21 protein-coding genes are annotated in these 17,611 nt (G+C 60.6%); 7 read left to right on the top strand and 14 right to left on the bottom strand.

Annotated elements, in window-relative coordinates:
* Positions 1 to 49 precede the first annotated feature (49 nt).
* The 4 genes from J5M73_RS04175 to puuE all read right to left on the bottom strand — a co-directional run bounded on the left by J5M73_RS04175 (position 50) and on the right by puuE (position 3,184).
* Positions 50 to 553: an ureidoglycolate lyase gene (locus J5M73_RS04175; RefSeq protein ID WP_102860801.1), complete on the bottom strand. Its 504-nt coding sequence runs from the start codon at positions 551 to 553 to the stop codon at positions 50 to 52.
* 96 nt (positions 554 to 649) lie between these two features.
* Positions 650 to 1,645: an allantoicase gene (gene alc, locus J5M73_RS04170; RefSeq protein ID WP_102860802.1), complete on the bottom strand. Its 996-nt coding sequence runs from the start codon at positions 1,643 to 1,645 to the stop codon at positions 650 to 652.
* Between the two features lie 100 nt (positions 1,646 to 1,745).
* Positions 1,746 to 2,261 (bottom strand): 2-oxo-4-hydroxy-4-carboxy-5-ureidoimidazoline decarboxylase, encoded by a 516-nt coding sequence (uraD, locus tag J5M73_RS04165; RefSeq protein WP_102860803.1) that lies wholly within the window; start codon positions 2,259 to 2,261, stop codon positions 1,746 to 1,748.
* Positions 2,258 to 3,184 (bottom strand): allantoinase PuuE, encoded by a 927-nt coding sequence (puuE, locus tag J5M73_RS04160; RefSeq protein WP_102860804.1) that lies wholly within the window; start codon positions 3,182 to 3,184, stop codon positions 2,258 to 2,260. Before puuE ends, uraD begins: the two co-directional genes overlap by 4 nt.
* Positions 3,185 to 3,609: 425 nt before the next feature.
* On the opposite strand from puuE, the gene uraH reads away from it, so the two are divergent.
* Positions 3,610 to 3,963 carry a hydroxyisourate hydrolase gene (uraH, locus tag J5M73_RS04155; protein WP_102860805.1) on the top strand — a complete coding sequence of 118 codons (354 nt, stop codon included), beginning with the start codon at positions 3,610 to 3,612 and terminating at the stop codon, positions 3,961 to 3,963.
* 146 nt (positions 3,964 to 4,109) lie between these two features.
* Here uraH and J5M73_RS04150 read toward each other — a convergent pair whose 3' ends face one another.
* From J5M73_RS04150 to J5M73_RS04140, 3 genes are all read right to left on the bottom strand, one after another.
* The gene (locus tag J5M73_RS04150; protein ID WP_102860806.1) at positions 4,110 to 4,736 is read right to left on the bottom strand and encodes a LysE family translocator; all 627 of its coding nucleotides are present in this window, start codon (positions 4,734 to 4,736) and stop codon (positions 4,110 to 4,112) included.
* Positions 4,737 to 4,799: 63 nt separating this feature from the next.
* Positions 4,800 to 6,149, bottom strand: a complete 1,350-nt coding sequence (locus J5M73_RS04145; RefSeq protein WP_102860807.1) for an NCS2 family permease — start codon at positions 6,147 to 6,149, stop codon at positions 4,800 to 4,802.
* A gap of 292 nt (positions 6,150 to 6,441) precedes the next feature.
* A complete protein-coding gene (locus tag J5M73_RS04140) occupies positions 6,442 to 6,885 on the bottom strand; it encodes a MarR family transcriptional regulator (protein WP_102860808.1) in 444 nt (147 codons plus the stop codon).
* An 82-nt stretch (positions 6,886 to 6,967) separates the two neighbouring features.
* Here J5M73_RS04140 and J5M73_RS04135 point away from each other — a divergent pair, with 82 nt between their 5' ends.
* The gene (locus J5M73_RS04135; RefSeq protein WP_102860809.1) at positions 6,968 to 8,134 is read left to right on the top strand and encodes a PLP-dependent aminotransferase family protein; all 1,167 of its coding nucleotides are present in this window, start codon (positions 6,968 to 6,970) and stop codon (positions 8,132 to 8,134) included.
* A gap of 10 nt (positions 8,135 to 8,144) precedes the next feature.
* Entirely contained in the window at positions 8,145 to 8,747 is a 603-nt protein-coding gene (locus J5M73_RS04130; protein ID WP_102860810.1) for a glutathione S-transferase family protein, read from the top strand.
* Between the two features lie 55 nt (positions 8,748 to 8,802).
* Here the strand turns inward: J5M73_RS04130 and J5M73_RS04125 are convergent, their stop codons facing one another.
* From J5M73_RS04125 to J5M73_RS04105, 5 genes are all read right to left on the bottom strand, one after another.
* Complete coding sequence (locus J5M73_RS04125) at positions 8,803 to 9,174, bottom strand: glutathione S-transferase N-terminal domain-containing protein (RefSeq protein WP_102860811.1); 372 nt, start codon at positions 9,172 to 9,174, stop codon at positions 8,803 to 8,805.
* A 101-nt stretch (positions 9,175 to 9,275) separates the two neighbouring features.
* Entirely contained in the window at positions 9,276 to 9,821 is a 546-nt protein-coding gene (gene folE, locus J5M73_RS04120; protein ID WP_011062625.1) for a GTP cyclohydrolase I FolE, read from the bottom strand.
* A gap of 77 nt (positions 9,822 to 9,898) precedes the next feature.
* Positions 9,899 to 10,456 (bottom strand): Smr/MutS family protein, encoded by a 558-nt coding sequence (locus J5M73_RS04115; protein ID WP_060840489.1) that lies wholly within the window; start codon positions 10,454 to 10,456, stop codon positions 9,899 to 9,901.
* 74 nt (positions 10,457 to 10,530) lie between these two features.
* Positions 10,531 to 10,851: a hypothetical protein gene (locus J5M73_RS04110; RefSeq protein ID WP_102860812.1), complete on the bottom strand. Its 321-nt coding sequence runs from the start codon at positions 10,849 to 10,851 to the stop codon at positions 10,531 to 10,533.
* Between the two features lie 129 nt (positions 10,852 to 10,980).
* A complete protein-coding gene (locus J5M73_RS04105; RefSeq protein WP_016962781.1) occupies positions 10,981 to 11,571 on the bottom strand; it encodes a cysteine hydrolase family protein in 591 nt (196 codons plus the stop codon).
* A 241-nt stretch (positions 11,572 to 11,812) separates the two neighbouring features.
* On the opposite strand from J5M73_RS04105, the gene prmB reads away from it, so the two are divergent.
* Positions 11,813 to 12,721, top strand: coding sequence for a 50S ribosomal protein L3 N(5)-glutamine methyltransferase (gene prmB / locus J5M73_RS04100; protein WP_102860813.1), 909 nt, complete (start codon positions 11,813 to 11,815; stop codon positions 12,719 to 12,721).
* 52 nt (positions 12,722 to 12,773) lie between these two features.
* Here the strand turns inward: prmB and J5M73_RS04095 are convergent, their stop codons facing one another.
* A complete protein-coding gene (locus tag J5M73_RS04095; protein ID WP_102860814.1) occupies positions 12,774 to 13,565 on the bottom strand; it encodes a hypothetical protein in 792 nt (263 codons plus the stop codon).
* A 98-nt stretch (positions 13,566 to 13,663) separates the two neighbouring features.
* Entirely contained in the window at positions 13,664 to 14,617 is a 954-nt protein-coding gene (locus J5M73_RS04090) for an alpha/beta fold hydrolase (protein ID WP_102860815.1), read from the bottom strand.
* 142 nt (positions 14,618 to 14,759) lie between these two features.
* Between J5M73_RS04090 and aroC the strand changes: the two genes are divergently transcribed.
* From aroC to J5M73_RS04075, 3 genes are read left to right on the top strand one after another with little or no spacing between them, the layout of a single operon-like run.
* Positions 14,760 to 15,851 carry a chorismate synthase gene (aroC, locus tag J5M73_RS04085; RefSeq protein ID WP_102860816.1) on the top strand — a complete coding sequence of 364 codons (1,092 nt, stop codon included), beginning with the start codon at positions 14,760 to 14,762 and terminating at the stop codon, positions 15,849 to 15,851.
* A gap of 28 nt (positions 15,852 to 15,879) precedes the next feature.
* Positions 15,880 to 17,037 carry an MFS transporter gene (locus J5M73_RS04080; RefSeq protein ID WP_180988518.1) on the top strand — a complete coding sequence of 386 codons (1,158 nt, stop codon included), beginning with the start codon at positions 15,880 to 15,882 and terminating at the stop codon, positions 17,035 to 17,037.
* Positions 17,034 to 17,579 (top strand): acireductone dioxygenase, encoded by a 546-nt coding sequence (locus J5M73_RS04075; RefSeq protein WP_102860817.1) that lies wholly within the window; start codon positions 17,034 to 17,036, stop codon positions 17,577 to 17,579. Before J5M73_RS04080 ends, J5M73_RS04075 begins: the two co-directional genes overlap by 4 nt.
* Positions 17,580 to 17,611: the final 32 nt, after the last annotated feature.

Here is a 17,611-nt window from a genome sequence, read left to right as displayed (position 1 = left end):
TCTTTACCTCTTGCCTGTCACCCTTGTTGTCGGGTGATCAGACCTTCTCTTATTGGTGGGGGGCGAGGATCAAACACTCATCCTCTTTGAAGAAATGCTCATCGCAGTTATTGCCTTTGCCACTGCGATCAACCACCAGGAAGTCATCCCGCTTTTCGATCGTCAGCACCGGGTGGTGCCAGACGCCGCGATGGTAATTGATGCCCTGCCTGCCATTACTGACGAAGGCGCGGACCAAGCCTGATACAGGTTCATCGCCAAGTGGCGCGACCACGATCAGAAAGGGGTTGCCGAGCAGCGGAATGAAGGCCTGGCTGCCCAGCGGATGGCGTTCCAGCATGCGGACGGTCAACGGCATTTCCAGCGCGTCGGCGCGGAAGATGCTGATGATCGCCTGGTCCTCCGGCTGGGCGGTTTCAACCGTTGCCAGGCGGTGGAAGCGCATGGTCGAACCATTGTTGATCATGAAGTGATCACTGCCGTCGGTTTCGATCACGTCACCGAAAGGGGCGAAGGCTTCTTTGCTCAGGGGTTCAATCATCAATGTGCGCATGCTGTTCTTCTTATCTTGAGTGTGTTTTGTCTGTTTTGCGGTCATCGCGAGCCAGTTTGCTCCAACAGGTGCGGGCTGGCCTGCGATGGGGGACGTCTATTTCGCGACCTTGCCCAGGAGACGCAAGCGGCTGACGCCACCGTCCGGAAACACGTTCAGGCGGATATGGGTGATCGGCCCCAGGGCTTTGATCTGCTCGACAAAGCTGTGCTCGGCATGCATTTCCAGCTTTTGGCTGGGTAGCAGTTCACGCCAGAACAGGCTCTGGGTTTCGATCTGGCTGTCGGTGCCACCCTTGACGAATGCGCCCTGGATCGAGCAGCTGTCCGGGTAGTTGCCCTTGAAGTGCAGGGTGTCGACGATGATCTTCTCGATTTCGCCGGCATGGCCCAGGGCGACGATCACCCAGTCATTGCCGGGAGTGCGACGGCGGGCCGTTTCCCAGCCGTCGCCCATGTTGATGCCGCGGCCCGGGTTGAGGAGGTTGCCCATGCGTCCGAAGTGTTCGTCGGAGCAGGCCAGGGCACGACCGCCGTTTAGGGCCGCAGCCAGGTCGACTTGTTCGTTGTCAGCGATGGCCGACCAGTCGCGGTACGGCGTACCGTAGACCCGCAGGCGCGCTACACCGCCATCCGGATAGATATTGAAGCGCAGGTGACTGAAGGGCTGATCGTTGTTGATCTCGTGGTAGTGATGGCTGTTGCCTTGCAGCTCGACAGCAGACAGCACTTCGACCCACTGGGTGTCTTCGCCAGGTTCGCCTTCGCTGAGGAAGCAGGCTTCCAGGGACGCCGATGGCGGGAAGTTGCCGGTGAAGAACGAGGTGTCGATGTCCACGCCCTTGATCGAGCCTGGCACGCCCAGGCGGATCACTGCGCTGTCGTAGCCTTCGAAGCGCTTGCGACGGGATTCCCAGCCATCCATCCACTTGCCGTTGTCATCGAACACGCCTTCCTTCCAGACAGCCGGGGTTGGCTGGAACAGCCGGTTCGCGTCAGCGAACCAGTCATCGGTGACCGAGATGATCTTGGTGCCCAGGCGCGCGTCGGCCAGGTTGACGAACTTCTCGAAAGGGGCGGCGTAAGCTTTCATTCTTCTTGTCTGCCTTGAAATAGGTGGCTTGGGATGCACGTAGAACCGGGAGTGGCGCGGGGGCATCCAGGTTCTCGGGGCTATCCTCAGGAGCGGGTCGCTACAGGGTCAGCAATCTGAACAATGCAATCTTGTTGATCTCCGCCAGTGCGCACTTGAACTCAGTGTCCACTGAGTTGTGGATGCGGGTTTCGAACGCGGCGAGAATCTGGTGCCGGTTGCTGCCTTTCACCGCCATGATGAAGGGAAACTTGAACTTGGCCTTGTAGGCATCGTTCAGCTCGGTGAACCGTTGGAACTCTTCGGCTGTGCATTGGTGAATACCGGCGCCAGCCTGTTCGTTGGTGCTGGCTTCGGTCAACTGGCCCTGGACGGCGGCTTTGCCGGCCAGATCCGGGTGAGCGTTGATCAGTGCCAACTGGCTGGCGTGATCGGCGCTCAGCAGGATATCGCTCATGCGCTGATGCAGGCCTTCAATCTGGTCGACGGAGGCGTCAACACCCAGGTCGTAGGCTCTTTCAGCCACCCATGGCGAATGTTCATAGATATCGGCGAAAGCCTCGACGAAGGCTTCACGGCTCAGGGTCGATGGCTTGAGGCTCTGGAAAGCAGTCATTTCGCCGCTCCCTGGTAAGGATGGGTCTGTTGCCAGTGGCGGGCGATATCGACACGACGGGTGAACCACACCTGTTCATGGCCTTTGACGTATTCGATGAAGCGCCTGAGGGATGCCAGGCGGGCCGGGCGACCGATCAGTCGACAGTGCAGGCCGATGGACAGCATCTTCGGGGCTTCGGCACCTTCGGCGTAGAGCACATCGAAGGCATCTTTGAGGTAATGGAAGAAGTCGTCGCCCTTGTTGAAGCCCTGGACCTGAGTGAAACGCATGTCGTTGGTATCCAGGGTGTAGGGGATGACCAGATGCGCCTTGCCGGTGGGGTTGTTGGGTTCCCAGTAGGGCAGGTCGTCGTCGTAGGTATCGCAGTCATAGAGGAAGCCGCCTTCCTCCATTACCAGGCGTCGGGTGTTCGGGCCGGTACGGCCGGTATACCAGCCCAGTGGGCGTTCACCGGTGATCTCGGTAAGGATGCGGATCGCCTCGAGCATGTGCTCGCGTTCCTGCGCTTCGTCCATGTACTGGTAGTCGATCCAGCGGTAGCCGTGGCTGCAGATCTCATGGCCGGCCTCGACCATGGCGCGGATCACGTCCGGATGGCGCTGAGCAGCCATGGCTACGGCAAAGATGGTCAGCGGAATGTCGAATTCCTTGAACAGCTTGAGGATCCGCCAGACGCCGGCGCGGCTGCCATATTCGTACAGCGACTCCATGCTCATGTTGCGCTCGCCCTGCAGCGGCTGCGCCGAAACCATTTCCGAGAGGAAAGCTTCCGATTCCTTATCGCCATGAAGGATGTTGCGTTCGCCGCCTTCTTCGTAATTGAGCACGAAGGACAGGGCGACACGAGCATTGCCTGGCCAGTGAGGATGAGGGGGGGTAGAGCCATAACCGATCAGGTCGCGAGGGTAGTCAGCGCTCACTGCAGTCTTCCTTCTTGTTCGTGATAACGGTGGCGTGGCGGAACCTGAAGCCGGAAAGCCAGGTGAGCGTCACTGCGATGGGCTGATTGTATACAAGTTTATATTCACTTTGTAAGCCTGATTTTTTGCATTTTTCTGCTTTTGTCGCTATGGCCTGCACCTGCAAGAAACTTGCCTATATGGTCAGCTAATGGATCGCAAGTCGTCTGCTGCTGTGGTGTTGAGGTCAATCCACAGGCTTGTGGGTACAGCGCTGCCGGAGTGAATATTTGTGATTATTATTGTGTACAATTTTTTTGAAAAGTGTCTTAATCGTGACCTCGCCGCAGCTTTTCACCCGCCGAAATGCTGTGGCCCCCTTTCAATCACTGACTCCGGGAGGCGCGAGGCCTGGGCGCACCAGTTGTGACAGGCACGCAGAATCAATGGGACGTTTGACTACACACGTTTTGGACGCCGCACATGGCTGCCCTGGCAGCGCTATCAAGGTTGAGCTGTATCGGGTTGACGGGGCGCAGATGGAATTGGTCGCCAGCACCCTGACCAACAGCGATGGCCGTTGCGATGCGCCGCTGCTGCAGGGCGATGACTACCGTTCCGGGGTTTACCAACTGCATTTCCACGCTGGCGATTACTACCGCGCCCGGGGTGTACAACTGCCACAGCCGGCGTTCCTTGATGTAGTCGTGCTGCGGTTCGGTATCAGTGCCGAGCAGGAGCATTACCACGTGCCGCTGCTGATCTCGCCGTACAGCTATTCGACCTACAGAGGAAGCTAGGACTTTCCCCCCAAGAATCCTGCGCAAATAGCTTCTTTGGTCCTTGCCCGCTCACACTGCGGGCTTTTTTTCGCCGGTTATAAAGTCGTCGCTGGCAAGTCGGTTCCTGGCTGAGTGCTGCAGGAGCCGGCTTGTCGGCGAAGCGCTTAACGGCTCAACAGGGATGCGGCTCCAGCCCCTGTGAACAGCCCGGCACTGATGCGATTGAACCAGCTTTGGCCCTTGCCGCTGCGCAAGTAACGCGCGGCGCCATGGGCACTGAAGCCGTAGGCCAACTTGCAGCTCAGGTCCAGCAGGGTCCAGGTAGCGATCATGGTCAGCAGTTGGGGCAGGAAAGGCTGCTGGGCATTGAGAAACTGCGGCAGGAACGCGGCGAAGAACAGAATGTCCTTCGGGTTGCTGGCCCCCAGGACAAAAGCGCGTCCGAACAGTGCACGAAAGCGCGGTTTCAGTGCGACTTCCGGTACCACCGCGCCGTGGGAAAGCTGCCGCGATTGCTGCCAGCTCTGCCAGGCGAGGTAGAACAGATAGAGGGCGCCGACGATCTTCAGGGCGCTGAACAGTTGCTTCGAAGCCAGTAGCAGTGCGCCCAGGCCCAGCGCGGATGCGCTCAACAGGCAGATCGAGGCCAGGACCCCGCCGAGAAAAGCCGGGTATGAGCGGCGCAGGCCATAGTTCAGGCTGTTGCTGATCATCAGCAACGACAAGGGACCCGGAATCAGGATCACTACCAAGGTAGCGCCACTGAACAGCAGCCAGGTTTCCAGACTCATTGCATTCTCCCAATACACAAAAACCCCATCCGAAGGGATGGGGCGGGTGAGAGCAGGTGTGGCTTACAAGAAAATGAACTTGGCGATGAAGATCGCGCACAGCACATACAGGCTGATGGAAATTTCCTTGTGCTTGCCCGTTCCTGCCTTCAGTACCACGTAGGTGATGAAACCCAGGGCAATGCCATCGGCGACGGAAAAGGTCAGGGGCATCATGATTGCCGTGACAATCGCCGGAATGCTGTCGGTGGCTTCGTCCCAGTTGATATGGGCCATGCCGCCCATCATCAGCATCGCAACATAGATCAAGGCACCTGCTGTGGCGTAAGCAGGGATCATGCCTGCCAGCGGCGCAAAAAACATGGCGGCAACAAATAGCACACCTACGGTGACGGCGGTAAGGCCAGTCCGCCCGCCCGCGGCCACACCGGCGGCACTTTCCACGTAGCTGGTCACCGGCGGCACCCCGACTACTGCGCCGAAGACGCTTGAAGCACTGTCGGCCTTGAGGGCGCGCGAGAGATTCTCGATCTTGCCGTCGGCCTTCACCAGGCCGGCACGCTGGGCCACGCCCATCAGGGTGCCGGCGGTGTCGAACATGTGCACGAAGAGGAAGGCCAGTACCACGCTGATCATGCTGATGTTGAACACCCCGGCAACATCCATGGCCATCCAGGTGGGCGCCAGGCTCGGCGGGGTGGACAGGATGCCGTTGTAGTGCACCAGCCCCAGGCCCCAGCCGGCCAGGGTCACGGCGATGATGCTGATGAGGATTGCGCCGAACACTCGGTGGTAGCTGAGTACTGCGATCATCAGAAAGCAGATGGCCGCCAGCAGCGGACCCGGTTCACGCAGGGAGCCGAGCTTGAGCAGGGTGGCCGGGCTGTCGACGATGATGCCCGCCGTTTTCAACCCGATCAGTCCGAGAAACAGCCCGACACCCGCTCCCATGGCGAAGCGCAAGCTCACCGGAATGCTGTTGAGCAGCCATTCACGAATCCGCGACAAGGTCAGGATCATGAACAGCACACCGGAGATGAATACCGCGCCGAGGGCGGTTTCCCAGTTGTAGCCCATGGTGCCGACCACGGTGTAGGTGAAGAAGGCGTTGAGACCCATGCCCGGGGCCAGGCCCACTGGCCAGTTGGCGTACAGGCCCATTAGCAGGCAGCCCAGGGCAGCAGCGATGCAGGTGGCAACGAAGGCGGCGCCGTGGTCGATGCCGGCGTCGGCCATGATGTTGGGATTGACGAAGATGATGTAAGCCATGGTGATGAAGGTTGTCACACCGGCAATCAGCTCGGTCTTCACCGTGGTGCCATGCAACCTGAGTTTGAAGATGCGCTCCAGCCAGCCGCTGTTCAGCGAGGGCGAGAGGTCCAGCGGAGAGGCTTCGGATTTGCGGCTTTCCACAGCGAGTACTCCTCAAGAGTTTTATTGTTTTTTCCAGAACCGGGCACGGGAGGGTGGGCAGCGGCTCTTTGAGGCAGGCAGGGCTTGTGGGGTTTGTTGACCTTTGGGTCAAGAACTCACACGTGGCGAATTATGCTTTTGTATACAAAGAAAGCAAATAATGTTTTTGGTTTTGTGTGCGAAAAATCTGAGGACTTGGCTATATCACCATCGCCCTTTATGCCGGGCAGTGCGGAGGGTTGGTCAGAGTCTGTTCGGCGGTCTGGGAGGGCGCGCCGAGAGGAAGGGGCTATCAGTCGTCTGCAGGTTTTCCCGCCAGGGCCTGGTTTACGGCCAGCCAGCCATTGACCGCACTTTCTCCGGCTTCGGCGAAGGCCCGTTGCAGCAGTTTTACCTGTTCGCGACGCAGGGAGTGTTCAAAGCGCGCGCCATCGTCGGTCAGTTGCAACAGGCGTTTTCGTTTGTCGCTGGCTGGGGCGATGCTGTCTACCAGGTGCATTTCCATGAGTTGGCGCAAAGGCGTATTCAGTGCCTGCTTGCTCACCCCCAGCAGCGTGAGCAGTTCTTTCACACTCAGGCCGGGGTAACGGGCAATGAAAAACACGATGCGCTGGTGCACGCGACTCAAGCCTCGGCGTTCGAGCATTTCGTCGGCCTTGGCGGTAAAGGCCTGATAGCCAAAGAAGAAGGCTTCCATGGCGGCTTGTTGCGAGGTCTGGTTTTTAAGGTCAAGCATATTGACGTATCTGCGAGAGTCGGCGTAATTTCGGTCAAGCAGTTTGACGTATTTCCTCCGACCTTTGCTAGCGGTGACCTCCATGGCCTTCTCCGAACGTGTATCGCGCCTCAAAAGCTCCTTGATCCGTGAAATCCTTGCCGCGGCCCAGCGCCCGGAAGTGATGTCGTTCGCAGGCGGGCTGCCGGCCGAGGTGATGCTGCCCAAGGTGCAGTGGCAAGACATGCCCTTGTCCATGGGGCAATACGGCATGAGTGAAGGCGAGCCGTCGTTGCGTGAAGCCCTGGCTGCCGAGGCGCGCAAGCTCGGCGTGCCTTGCGAGGCGAGCCAGGTCCTGGTGGTCAGCGGCTCCCAGCAGACCCTTGACCTGGCGGCCAAGCTGTACATCGACAAGGGCACCCAGATCCTGTTGGAGGCTCCGACCTATCTGGCTGCCCTGCAGATCTTCCAGTTGTTCGGTGCCGACTGCCTGACTGTGCCATTGGAGGCGGACGGTCCGGATCTGGCGCAGATGCGCGCTCGCCTGGAACAGCATCGTCCAGCCTTCGTCTACCTGATTCCGACCTTCCAGAATCCTTCGGCGGTGCGCTACAGCGAAGCCAAGCGCGAGGCGGTGGCGGCCCTTCTGGACGAGTTCGGCGTGACCCTGATCGAGGACGAGCCCTATCGCGAGCTGACCTTCGACGGTGGCAGCGCGACCCCCATTGTCAGCCGCCTGAAAAAGGCCAGTTGGATCTACACCGGCACCGTGTCGAAAACCCTGCTCCCGGGATTGCGGGTTGGCTACTTGATCGCCAGTCCGGACCTGTTCCCTCATCTGCTGCGCCTGAAACAGTCCGCGGACTTGCACACCAACCGCGTCGGCCAGTGGCAGGCCATGCAATGGATCGGCAGCGATCAGTTCCAGCAGCACCTGGGTGAACTGCGCAGTTTCTACCGTCTGCGCCGTGATGCCTTTCAGATCGCGCTGCAGACTCATTTCGCCGATCTGGCGGACTGGCAGGTGCCCCAGGGAGGTCTGTTTTTCTGGTTGAGCTTGAAACAACCCCTGGATACCCGCACTTTGCTCAAGTCCGCGTTGGAACAAGACGTGACTTTTATGCCCGGCGAACCGTTCTTCTCTGAACCGGAGCGCAATCATGGGCATCTGCGGTTGAATTTCAGCCATATCGATCCGGCACGGCTGGACGAAGGCCTCAAGCGGCTGGCCACCGTGATACGTCAAGCACAGGCTGCACAGGCAGCCTAAGGGGAGGGCCATGTACAAGGTTTATGGCGATTACCGTTCGGGCAACTGCTACAAGATCAAGCTGATGCTCAGTCTTCTGGGGCTGCCTTATGAGTGGCAGGCGGTGGACATTCTCGGAGGCGATACCCAGACCGAAGCCTTCCTGGCAAAGAATCCCAACGGCAAGATACCGGTACTGGAACTGGAAGACGGCACCTGCCTGTGGGAGTCCAACGCGATTCTCAACTTTCTGGCCGACGGCAGCGAATTCCTGCCCAGCGAACCGCGCCTGCGCACCCAGGTCCTGCAATGGCAGTTCTTCGAACAGTACAGTCACGAGCCTTACATCGCGGTGGCGCGCTTCATTGAACAGTACGAGGGCTTGCCCGAAGAGCGCCGGGACGAATACCTGAAGCTGCACAAGCGTGGCTACAAGGCGCTGGATGTGATGGAAAAACAATTGAGCCGCACGCCGTATCTGGTGGGCGAGCACTATTCCATTGCCGATATCGCGCTGTATGCCTACACCCATGTGGCCCATGAAGGCGGTTTCGATCTGACCCGCTATCCGGGTATCCAGGCCTGGGTCCAGCGCGTACAGAGCCATCCGCGGCATGTCGGGATGTTCGATTGAGCGGATTTTCCGAGGGGGCAACTGACCCGGGACAGCATCGTCCCGGGGAGAGGCTTCAGGCCGCCGAGAAGCGCTGGTTCAGGTAATCGATGATCACCTTGGATTCATACATCCAGGTGGTCTGGCCGTTCTCTTCGATACGCAGGCATGGCACCTTGATCTTGCCGCCCTGCTCCAGCAGGGTCTGGCGATCCTGCTCGTTGTTCTTGGCGTCGCGCAGGGCCACCGGTACGTTCAGGCGGTGCAGGGTACGGCGGGTCTTCACGCAGAACGGGCAGGCGTGGAACTGATACAGGGTCAGGCCCTTGGCGGCCTGCTCGACCTGCGCTTGAGCGGCGGCAGCGCGCTTCTGCTTGCGCGGGCGGGTGATGAAGTCGATGAAAATGATGAGTTGGCCCAGGCCGACTCGCAGCGCTTTGACGATCACGGTATTGCCTCTTGCCCATGAATGAAGGGGCGGCAGCTTACCTGATTTTTGCCGGACGAAAAAAACCGGCGATCAACGCCGGTTTTTTCACTCAGGGCCTGTTACTTGATCAGGCTGAGGAACTCGCTGCGAGTCGCGGCATTTTCGCGGAACTCGCCCAGCATCACTGAAGTGATCATCGACGAATTCTGCTTTTCCACACCGCGCATCATCATGCACATGTGCTTGGCCTCGATCACCACTGCAACCCCCAGAGCGCCGGTCACTTGCTGAACGGCGTCGGCGATTTGCCGGCTGAGGTTTTCCTGGATCTGCAGGCGACGGGCATACATGTCGACGATGCGCGCGACTTTCGACAGCCCCAGGACCTTGCCGCTGGGAATGTAGGCAACGTGAGCCTTGCCGATGAATGGCAGCAGATGGTGTTCGCACAGCGAGTAGAGCTCGATGTCCTTGACCAGCACCATTTCGCTGTTGTCAGAGCTGAACAAGGCACCGTTGGTGACTTCTTCCAGGGTTTGGGCATAACCGCGGCAAAGGTACTGCATGGCTTTGGCGGCGCGCTTGGGCGTATCGAGCAGGCCCTCGCGGGAGACGTCCTCGCCCAGTTGGCCGAGGATCGCGGTGTAATTCTGTTCCAGGGACATGAAACTACCTGTGGGATTTTACGCAAAGGGCAAGGGTACGGTGGCAGACACGGCGCTGCAAGCTTAGTGCAGCGGCTTTATTCGTCGCGGCCTTCCATCATGGTGCGTTTGAGCATTACGTACAGCGCGCCGGTGCCGCCATGTTTAGCCTGGCAGGAGGTGAAGCCCAGCACTTGTGGATGCTGGCGCAGCCAGGTGTTGACGTGGCTTTTGATCATGGGGCGCTTGCCGTCCAGGCGCACGGCCTTGCCGTGGGTGACGCGTACACAGCGGATCTCGAATCGGGTGGCTTCGGCGAGAAACGCCCAGAGGGTTTCGCGGGCCTTTTCCACGGTCATGCCATGCAGGTCGAGGCTGCCTTCAAAGGGAATCTGGCCGATTTTCAGCTTGCGCATCTGGCTTTCCTGAACCCCGTCGCGGGCCCACATCAGCTCATCTTCAGGTCCCACATCGATGACGAACTGATCGGACAGCCCGTCCACCGTCGTGGTCTCGCTACGCACTGTGGCAGCCTGGCGCAGCTTGGCGATCTGTGCGCGGTCGGCCTTGGGTTTGCCTGTGTCGGCCCGATCGTGCTTGATCGGCTTGACGCCGCGGATCTCGTTTTTGAACAGGGAAAAATCGTCGTCTTGCATGTCAGCCTCCGCGAAGGGCGGCTAGTTTACCCAACTCGGAACACCTTAAGGCGCGCAAATCGCGCCCAGGGTCGTCAGTCGTGTTTTTTCATCAGGTGTGGCGCCATGTTCAGTGCCAGGGGCTGGCGCATTCGGCGCCGGCAACGCCGCCACAGGCGCACACCGATGTACAGCAGTAGCAGGCCGATCAGCAGGATCAGCGCCGAGCCCAGTGGGCTGGCGTTGAGTTCTCCTAGCGCCGGAGCGCGTCCCAGCAGGCTTGCGGTCCCAGCCAGGGCCAGCAGCACGCCGAAGGTCGCCAGCAATGCAGAGAATCCAGCCCCCAGGCGCAGGCGCCAGTTTCGCGGGCTTTTGGGCCGCAATCGGCGTGCGTCAAAACCATCGGATATCTTCATTCCGACCTTCCTCAATGGGTATCGGCCCTTCGACCGGGAGTTGACCGGGTGGTTCCTGAGGCTAAGGCAATTGCTGCAAATGCGAGGCGTTTATGGATGAGCGGCCCGCCAGCCGCTCACCAAGGCTGGTCAGATCAGGCTTGCGGTCTGGGCGAGAGTGGCAAAGTTGTCGGCCATGATCGCCATTTCAGTCTGCTGAACATGCTCGGCGCTGAGAATGCCGCCCTTGTAGGGCAGGTCACGGGTGGCGCAGGCGTCCTCTACCAGGGTGCAACGGAATCCCAGGTTCTTCGCTGCTCGCACGGTGGTGCTGACGCTGGAGTGGCTCATGAAACCGGCGACGATCAGGTCCAGGGAGCCCAGATCCTGCAGGCGCTTTTCCAGTTCGGTGCCGTGGAAGGCACTGGGCAGCAGCTTGCCGATGATGGTCTCGTCGCCTTGGGGCTCAAGGCCGGGGATGAATTCGCCGCGCTCGCCCTGAGGGTCGAACAGGCCGCCGACGGTGCCAAGATGGCGCACATGCACGATGGGCCGGCCGGCAGCCCGGGCTGCGGCCAGCAGTTGGCCGATGTTGGCCACTGCCTTGTCCATGCCGGACAGGGCCAGGGGGCCGCTGAGGTACTCTTTCTGGGCGTCGATGATCACAAGGGTCGCGTGGCTCAAATTGGCCGCTGCATAACCACGACCGCTGAGTTGAAACATCGTCTTTGGAACGGACATTCTGGGGCTCCTGTGAGTGGGGCTTTTGCGACATTGTCCTCTGGCGGAGCGCTTCTGTGAATCGCTACTAACGTAAGGTGCGCCGTTGTTGGCCTGCAGCCTTGTCAAGAGGGGCAAGGTATTTGGCTTGCCGGGCAAAAAGCGGTCGGTCAGGCGATTGTACGGCGGTGGTTTTTCATTCGTCGTCGGCAGGCGCTTTGGCTGTTAGAATTGCCGGTCGTTTTTTCAGGAGTTCTGTCCCGTGATCACTTCCCGCCTTCGCACCTTGCGTGACCATATCCGCTGGGCTGTCAGCCGCTTTCATGGGGAGGATCTGTTCTTCGGCCATGGTACCGACAACGCCTGGGACGAGGCCCGCCAATTGGTGCTCGGAGCCTTGCATCTGCCCTGGGAAATCGCCGACAGCTACCTGGACTGCGCGTTGGAAGACGACGAGTTGGTCCACCTTCAGCACTTGCTCAAGCGCCGAATCGAAGAACGCGTGCCCACAGCCTATCTGTTGGGCGAGGCCTGGTTCTGCGGCATGTCGTTCATCGTTGACGAGCGTGTGCTGATTCCCCGCTCGCCCATCGGCGAGTTGATCGAGAAACGCTTCGAACCCTGGCTGGGCACTGAGCCTGCGCGGATTCTCGATCTGTGCACCGGCTCCGGTTGCATCGGCATTGCCTGTGCCTATGAGTTCCGCGAGGCCGAAGTGGTGCTGGCCGACCTGTCCTTCGAAGCCTTGGAAGTGGCCAACCAGAACATTGAGCGCCACGGTGTCGATGAGCGAGTGTTCACCGTGCAGGGCGATGGTTTCGATGGCTTGCCGGGGCAGCGTTTCGACCTGATCGTTTCCAACCCGCCTTATGTCGATGCCGAAGATTTTGCCGACATGCCGGACGAGTACCAGCATGAGCCCGAGCTGGGCCTGGCCTGTGGCGATGATGGTCTGAATCTGGTGCGGCGCATGCTGGCCCAGGCCGCTGATCACCTGACCGAGAAAGGCTTGCTGATTGTCGAAGTGGGCAATAGCCAGGTGCACGTCGAAGCGCTGTACCCCGAAGTCGACTTCGCCTGGCTGGACTTCGAGCGCGGCGGTCACGGTGTGTTCATGCTCACTGCGGAGCAGTGCCGCGAGCATCAGGCGCTGTTCGCCGCCCGCGCCTGAGCCATGTGCCGGCCCGCGCAAGGCGGGCCTTGATCCCTGAAGAGGTTGCGACTCAGCGGTGAGTCGCAATCCAGATCAGCAGACCCGCCTGGAAGACCGCAAAGGCTACCAGGCAGGTGATGGTGAAGCGCAGACCGGTGTCTTCACGTTTGTACTTGGTGACTTTCTCTTCCTGCTTGCGCAGTTTGACTTCCAGCTCCTCCAGGTTCTGCTCGGCCTGCTGGAGCATCTGTGCGGCTTCCAGTATCTCCACGAACTGCAGTTTCTCGGTGTTCCACTGGCTCAGCAGCTCGCCCACTTGAACATCCTTGACGCTGCCCTTGAGATGCTGGGCATCGGCATACACCACGTCGAAGCCCAGGGTACGCAGCACATGATCGCGGCGCAGGCGAGTGTCCTCATTGAGGGCGTCCTTGTTAGCGAGCTCGAAGCCGTCGACCCGGTAGTGCGGCCACTTCTTCTGCGCCCATTGCGCGGCCTGGGCCAGCAGGAAGCGTCCGATGCCACGGTTCAGTGGTTCGATCTGCAGCCCGCCTTCGGGCTCGAAGTGCACCCGGTGGGTGTCGTGCTCGACCCAGACATCCAGGTGATTCTGTTCCTTGCGCACCCGCTGGCCGGGCAGGCTGATGGTCATGCGCAGCAGGCTGTGCTCTTTGTTGTTGCGTTCGGCATAACCGAACTCGACAAAACGCAAAGGGCGCCCGCCGGTGGCGCGATCGGTCTGCAGGGGCGCCAGGCGCAGCATCTTGTGATGTTCAGCCTGGACGTCCGCCCACGGCAACGGCGCCGCTTCCGGTACGGCGGCTTCCTGCTCGGTGGCGGGTGAATTCGAGGTATCAGTCATAACGGCAAGTCCTGTCCAATCGCTGCGCGCCGACAGCAATCGAACGGCCGGCAAAGGCTTATCGGCCGTTTTTTTCAGGACTGGAGGGTAAAAACAGCCTAACGGGTGTGAAGTCCGTCAATAAAACTGATGATGGATCGGCCCAGTTCCGCCGCCAGGGGCAATTGCGGGTCCTTGTAGGACGCCAATTGGCGCTTGAGATCGTTGGGTACGATACGCAGAACATGGTTCATGCCGTCGATCAAGGTCAGTTGAGCATCCGGTTTTGCCGCCTTGAGCACCCGGGCGTCGTCAACGCTGACCTGGATATCATTGCTGCCCTGAATGATCAGCGCCGGCATTTTCAGGCGGGCGAAAGCGGCGGCCGGGTCCTCGCGGAACAGGGTGATCAGATAGGGTTGTACGCTGGGGCGGAAGATCACTTGCAGGGCTGGTGGCACATCGTTGTCGACCTGACCGGCCTTGAGGCTGTCCAGCAGTTCGTTGCTGCGCACCATCAGCGCCGGCGGCAGGCGATAACTCAGTTGCTGGCGCAGCACCTGATCCACGGGGCGGGCGGTGCCGGAGATGGAAATCACGCCGGCGGCGTCCAGTTGGGCGGCGGCGAGGCTGGCGATCAGCGCGCCTTCGCTATGGCCCAGCACGATCAGTTGGCCCAGACGCGGGTCGGCCTTGAGCTGCTTGCCCCAGGCCACGGCGTCGGCCACATAGGCGTCGAGGGTCAGGTTGCGTTCATCCGGGGTCGCCGCGAGGCTGGCCGCCACACCGCGCTTGTCGTAGCGCACGCTGGCGATGTTGTGCTTGGCCAGCACCCAGGCCAGGCGCTTGAGGCTATCGTTGCGCCCGCCGTCGGGGTTGTTGCCGTCGCGGTCGGTGGGGCCGGAGCCTGAGATGATTAGCACCACCGGCACCGGCTGCGCGGATTTGGGCAGCAGCATCGAGCCATACAGCTCGCCGTGGCCGGTGTCCAGGCTTACGGGGCGTTGCAGGACGGCCGCGTTGACCAGGCCGGTGAACAGGGAAAGGCTCAAGAGAAGGACTCGCAGCATCATCACGCCATCATGTATAAGGTGCCGGTTGGACTCGGGCAGGGGCAGAAGGTTCGAGGATGAACTAGTTGGGTAGCCTGCGTATACTTGCGCCCTTCAGTAATCCTGATTGAGTTATTTCGGCTGATTTCACGGAGCTCCCCGCATGTCCGGCAATACCTACGGCAAGCTGTTCACTGTCACCACCGCGGGCGAAAGCCATGGTCCGGCGTTGGTCGCCATTGTCGACGGCTGCCCGCCGGGCCTCGAGCTGTCCCTGGAAGACCTGCAGCGTGACCTGGACCGGCGCAAGCCCGGCACCAGCCGTCACACCACCCAGCGCCAGGAACCCGATGAAGTCGAGATCCTTTCCGGGGTGTTCGAGGGCAAGACCACGGGCTGTTCCATTGGCCTGTTGATCCGCAATACCGACCAGAAGTCCAAGGACTACTCGGCGATCAAGGATCTGTTCCGTCCGGCTCACGCCGATTACACCTACCACCACAAGTACGGCATTCGTGATTACCGTGGCGGCGGTCGCAGCTCGGCGCGGGAAACCGCCATGCGCGTGGCGGCCGGGGCCATCGCCAAGAAATACCTGGCAAGCCAGGGCATCGTGGTGCGCGGTTACATGAGTCAGTTGGGCCCGATCGAGATTCCTTTCAAGACCTGGGATTCGGTGGAGGACAACGCATTCTTCAGCCCCGATCCGGATAAGGTTCCGGAGCTTGAAGCCTACATGGACCAATTGCGCCGGGATCAGGACTCCGTGGGAGCGAAGATCACCGTGGTCGCCGAAGGCGTGATGCCGGGCCTGGGCGAGCCGATCTTCGACCGGCTGGATGCCGAACTGGCTCATGCGTTGATGAGCATCAATGCGGTCAAGGGCGTGGAAATCGGCGCCGGTTTCGCCTGCGTCGCCCAGCGCGGCACCGAACACCGTGACGAGCTGACCCCGCAAGGTTTCCTCAGCAATAACGCCGGCGGCATTCTTGGCGGGATCTCCTCGGGGCAGCCGATCGTTGCCCACCTGGCGCTCAAGCCGACGTCCAGCATCACCACGCCAGGTCGCTCCATCGACGTTGATGGCAATCCGCTGGACGTGATCACCAAGGGCCGTCACGACCCTTGCGTGGGCATTCGTGCCACTCCCATTGCCGAAGCCATGATGGCCATCGTGCTGCTGGATCACCTGCTGCGTCACCGCGGCCAGAATGCCGACGTGCGCGTCAGCACGCCGGTACTGGGCCAGCTGTAATGGCGGTTCTGCCAGTCGCTACGGTCTGATGACCGTGGCGGCGCTGCCGTACTGGCGGCTTTCCAGTTTCTACCTGTTCTATTTCGCTCTGCTGGGGTCGACGGCGCCGTTTCTGGCGCTGTATTTCGATCACCTGGGGTTTTCCAGCGCGCGGATCGGTGAGCTGGTGGCCATTCCCATGCTCATGCGCTGCGTGGCGCCCAACCTTTGGGGCTGGCTGGGGGACTACACTGGCCGGCGCCTGGCGATCGTGCGTTGTGGCGCCATCTGCACCCTGATCTGTTTCTCGCTGATCTTCGTCAGCAAGAGCTACGCCTGGCTGGCGATGGTCATGGCCCTGCATGCATTTTTCTGGCACGCAGTCCTGCCGCAGTTTGAGGTGATCACCCTGGCGCACTTGCAGGGGCAGACCTCACGCTACAGTCAGATCCGTCTTTGGGGTTCCATCGGTTTTATTCTTACCGTGGTGGCTTTGGGGCGCCTGTTCGAGTGGTTGAGCCTGGATATCTACCCGGCGGCACTGGTGGCGATCATGGGCGGCATTGTGCTCAGCAGCCTGTGGGTGCCCAACGCCCAGCCTGTGGTGCAGGGGCCGCGGTTGGCCGGGGAGGGCTTTATCAAGCAGCTGCGCGGCCCCGGGGTGCTGGCCTTCTACCTGTGTGTGGCCCTGATGCAGATGAGCCACGGTCCTTACTACACCTTCCTGACCCTGCACCTGGAGCACCTGGGCTATACCCGTGGCCTGATCGGCATGCTCTGGGCTCTGGGTGTGGTGGCCGAGGTGCTGATGTTCCTGGCCATGAGCCGGATTCTGGCGCGATTTTCCGTGCGCCGGGTGTTGCTGGCGAGTTTTCTCTTGGCGGCTTTGCGCTGGCTGCTGCTGGGCAGCCTGGCGGAGCATCTCGGGGCACTGTTGTTGGCGCAGGTGCTGCATGCGGCAACCTTCGGCAGCTTTCACGCCGCAGCCATTCATTTTGTCCAACGCAGTTTCGGTGCTCGCCAGCAGGGCCAGGGCCAGGCGCTGTACGCCGCCCTGGCGGGAACCGGAGGTGCCTTGGGCGCCCTGTATTCCGGCTACAGCTGGAACGCCCTGGGCGCCACATTGACCTTTAGTATTGCTAGCGTCGCCGCCCTGGCCGCAGCCGTTATCATTGCCACCCGCATGCAAGAGGAGTTGCCGTCATGAGCAGCCTGTCCGTCTACCACGTATCCAGCCCGGACCTGCCGAACAAGGTTCTGACCCACTTTGACGATATCGCTGCGACCTTGGCCGAACAGGGGATTGGCTTTGATCGTTGGCCAGCCTCGACGCGGATCGAGCCGGGGGCCAGCCAGGAAGAGGTGGTTGCGGCCTATCAGGAGCAGATCGATCGGCTGATGACCGAGCAGGGTGATGTCAGCGTGGATGTGATCAGCCTCAACCGTGACCATCCACAAAGAGCCGAGTTGCGTGCCAGCTTTCTCGACGAGCATCGCCATGACGAGGATGAAGTGCGGTTATTCGTCGCCGGACGTGGACTGCTAAATCTGCACATCGACGACTACGTCTATGCCGTTCTTTGCGAAAGAAACGACCTGATTTCGCTGCCGGCGGGCACTGCCCATTGGTTCGATATGGGGGAGGAGCCGCACCTGGTCGCCATCCGCCTGTTCAGTAATCCCCAAGGCTGGTCGGCCAGCCTGACCGGCGACGCTATCGCCAGCCAGTTCCCACGCCTGGACGATTGAGCGGGAAGCGCTACGTCAACGGGCCGGTCCCA

Source organism: Pseudomonas sp. 50_B, assembly GCF_017491625.1.
GTDB lineage: Bacteria > Pseudomonadota > Gammaproteobacteria > Pseudomonadales > Pseudomonadaceae > Aquipseudomonas > Aquipseudomonas danubii.
Note: the sequence above shows the minus strand (reverse complement) of the source record. Positions and strands in the feature narration are given on the sequence as shown.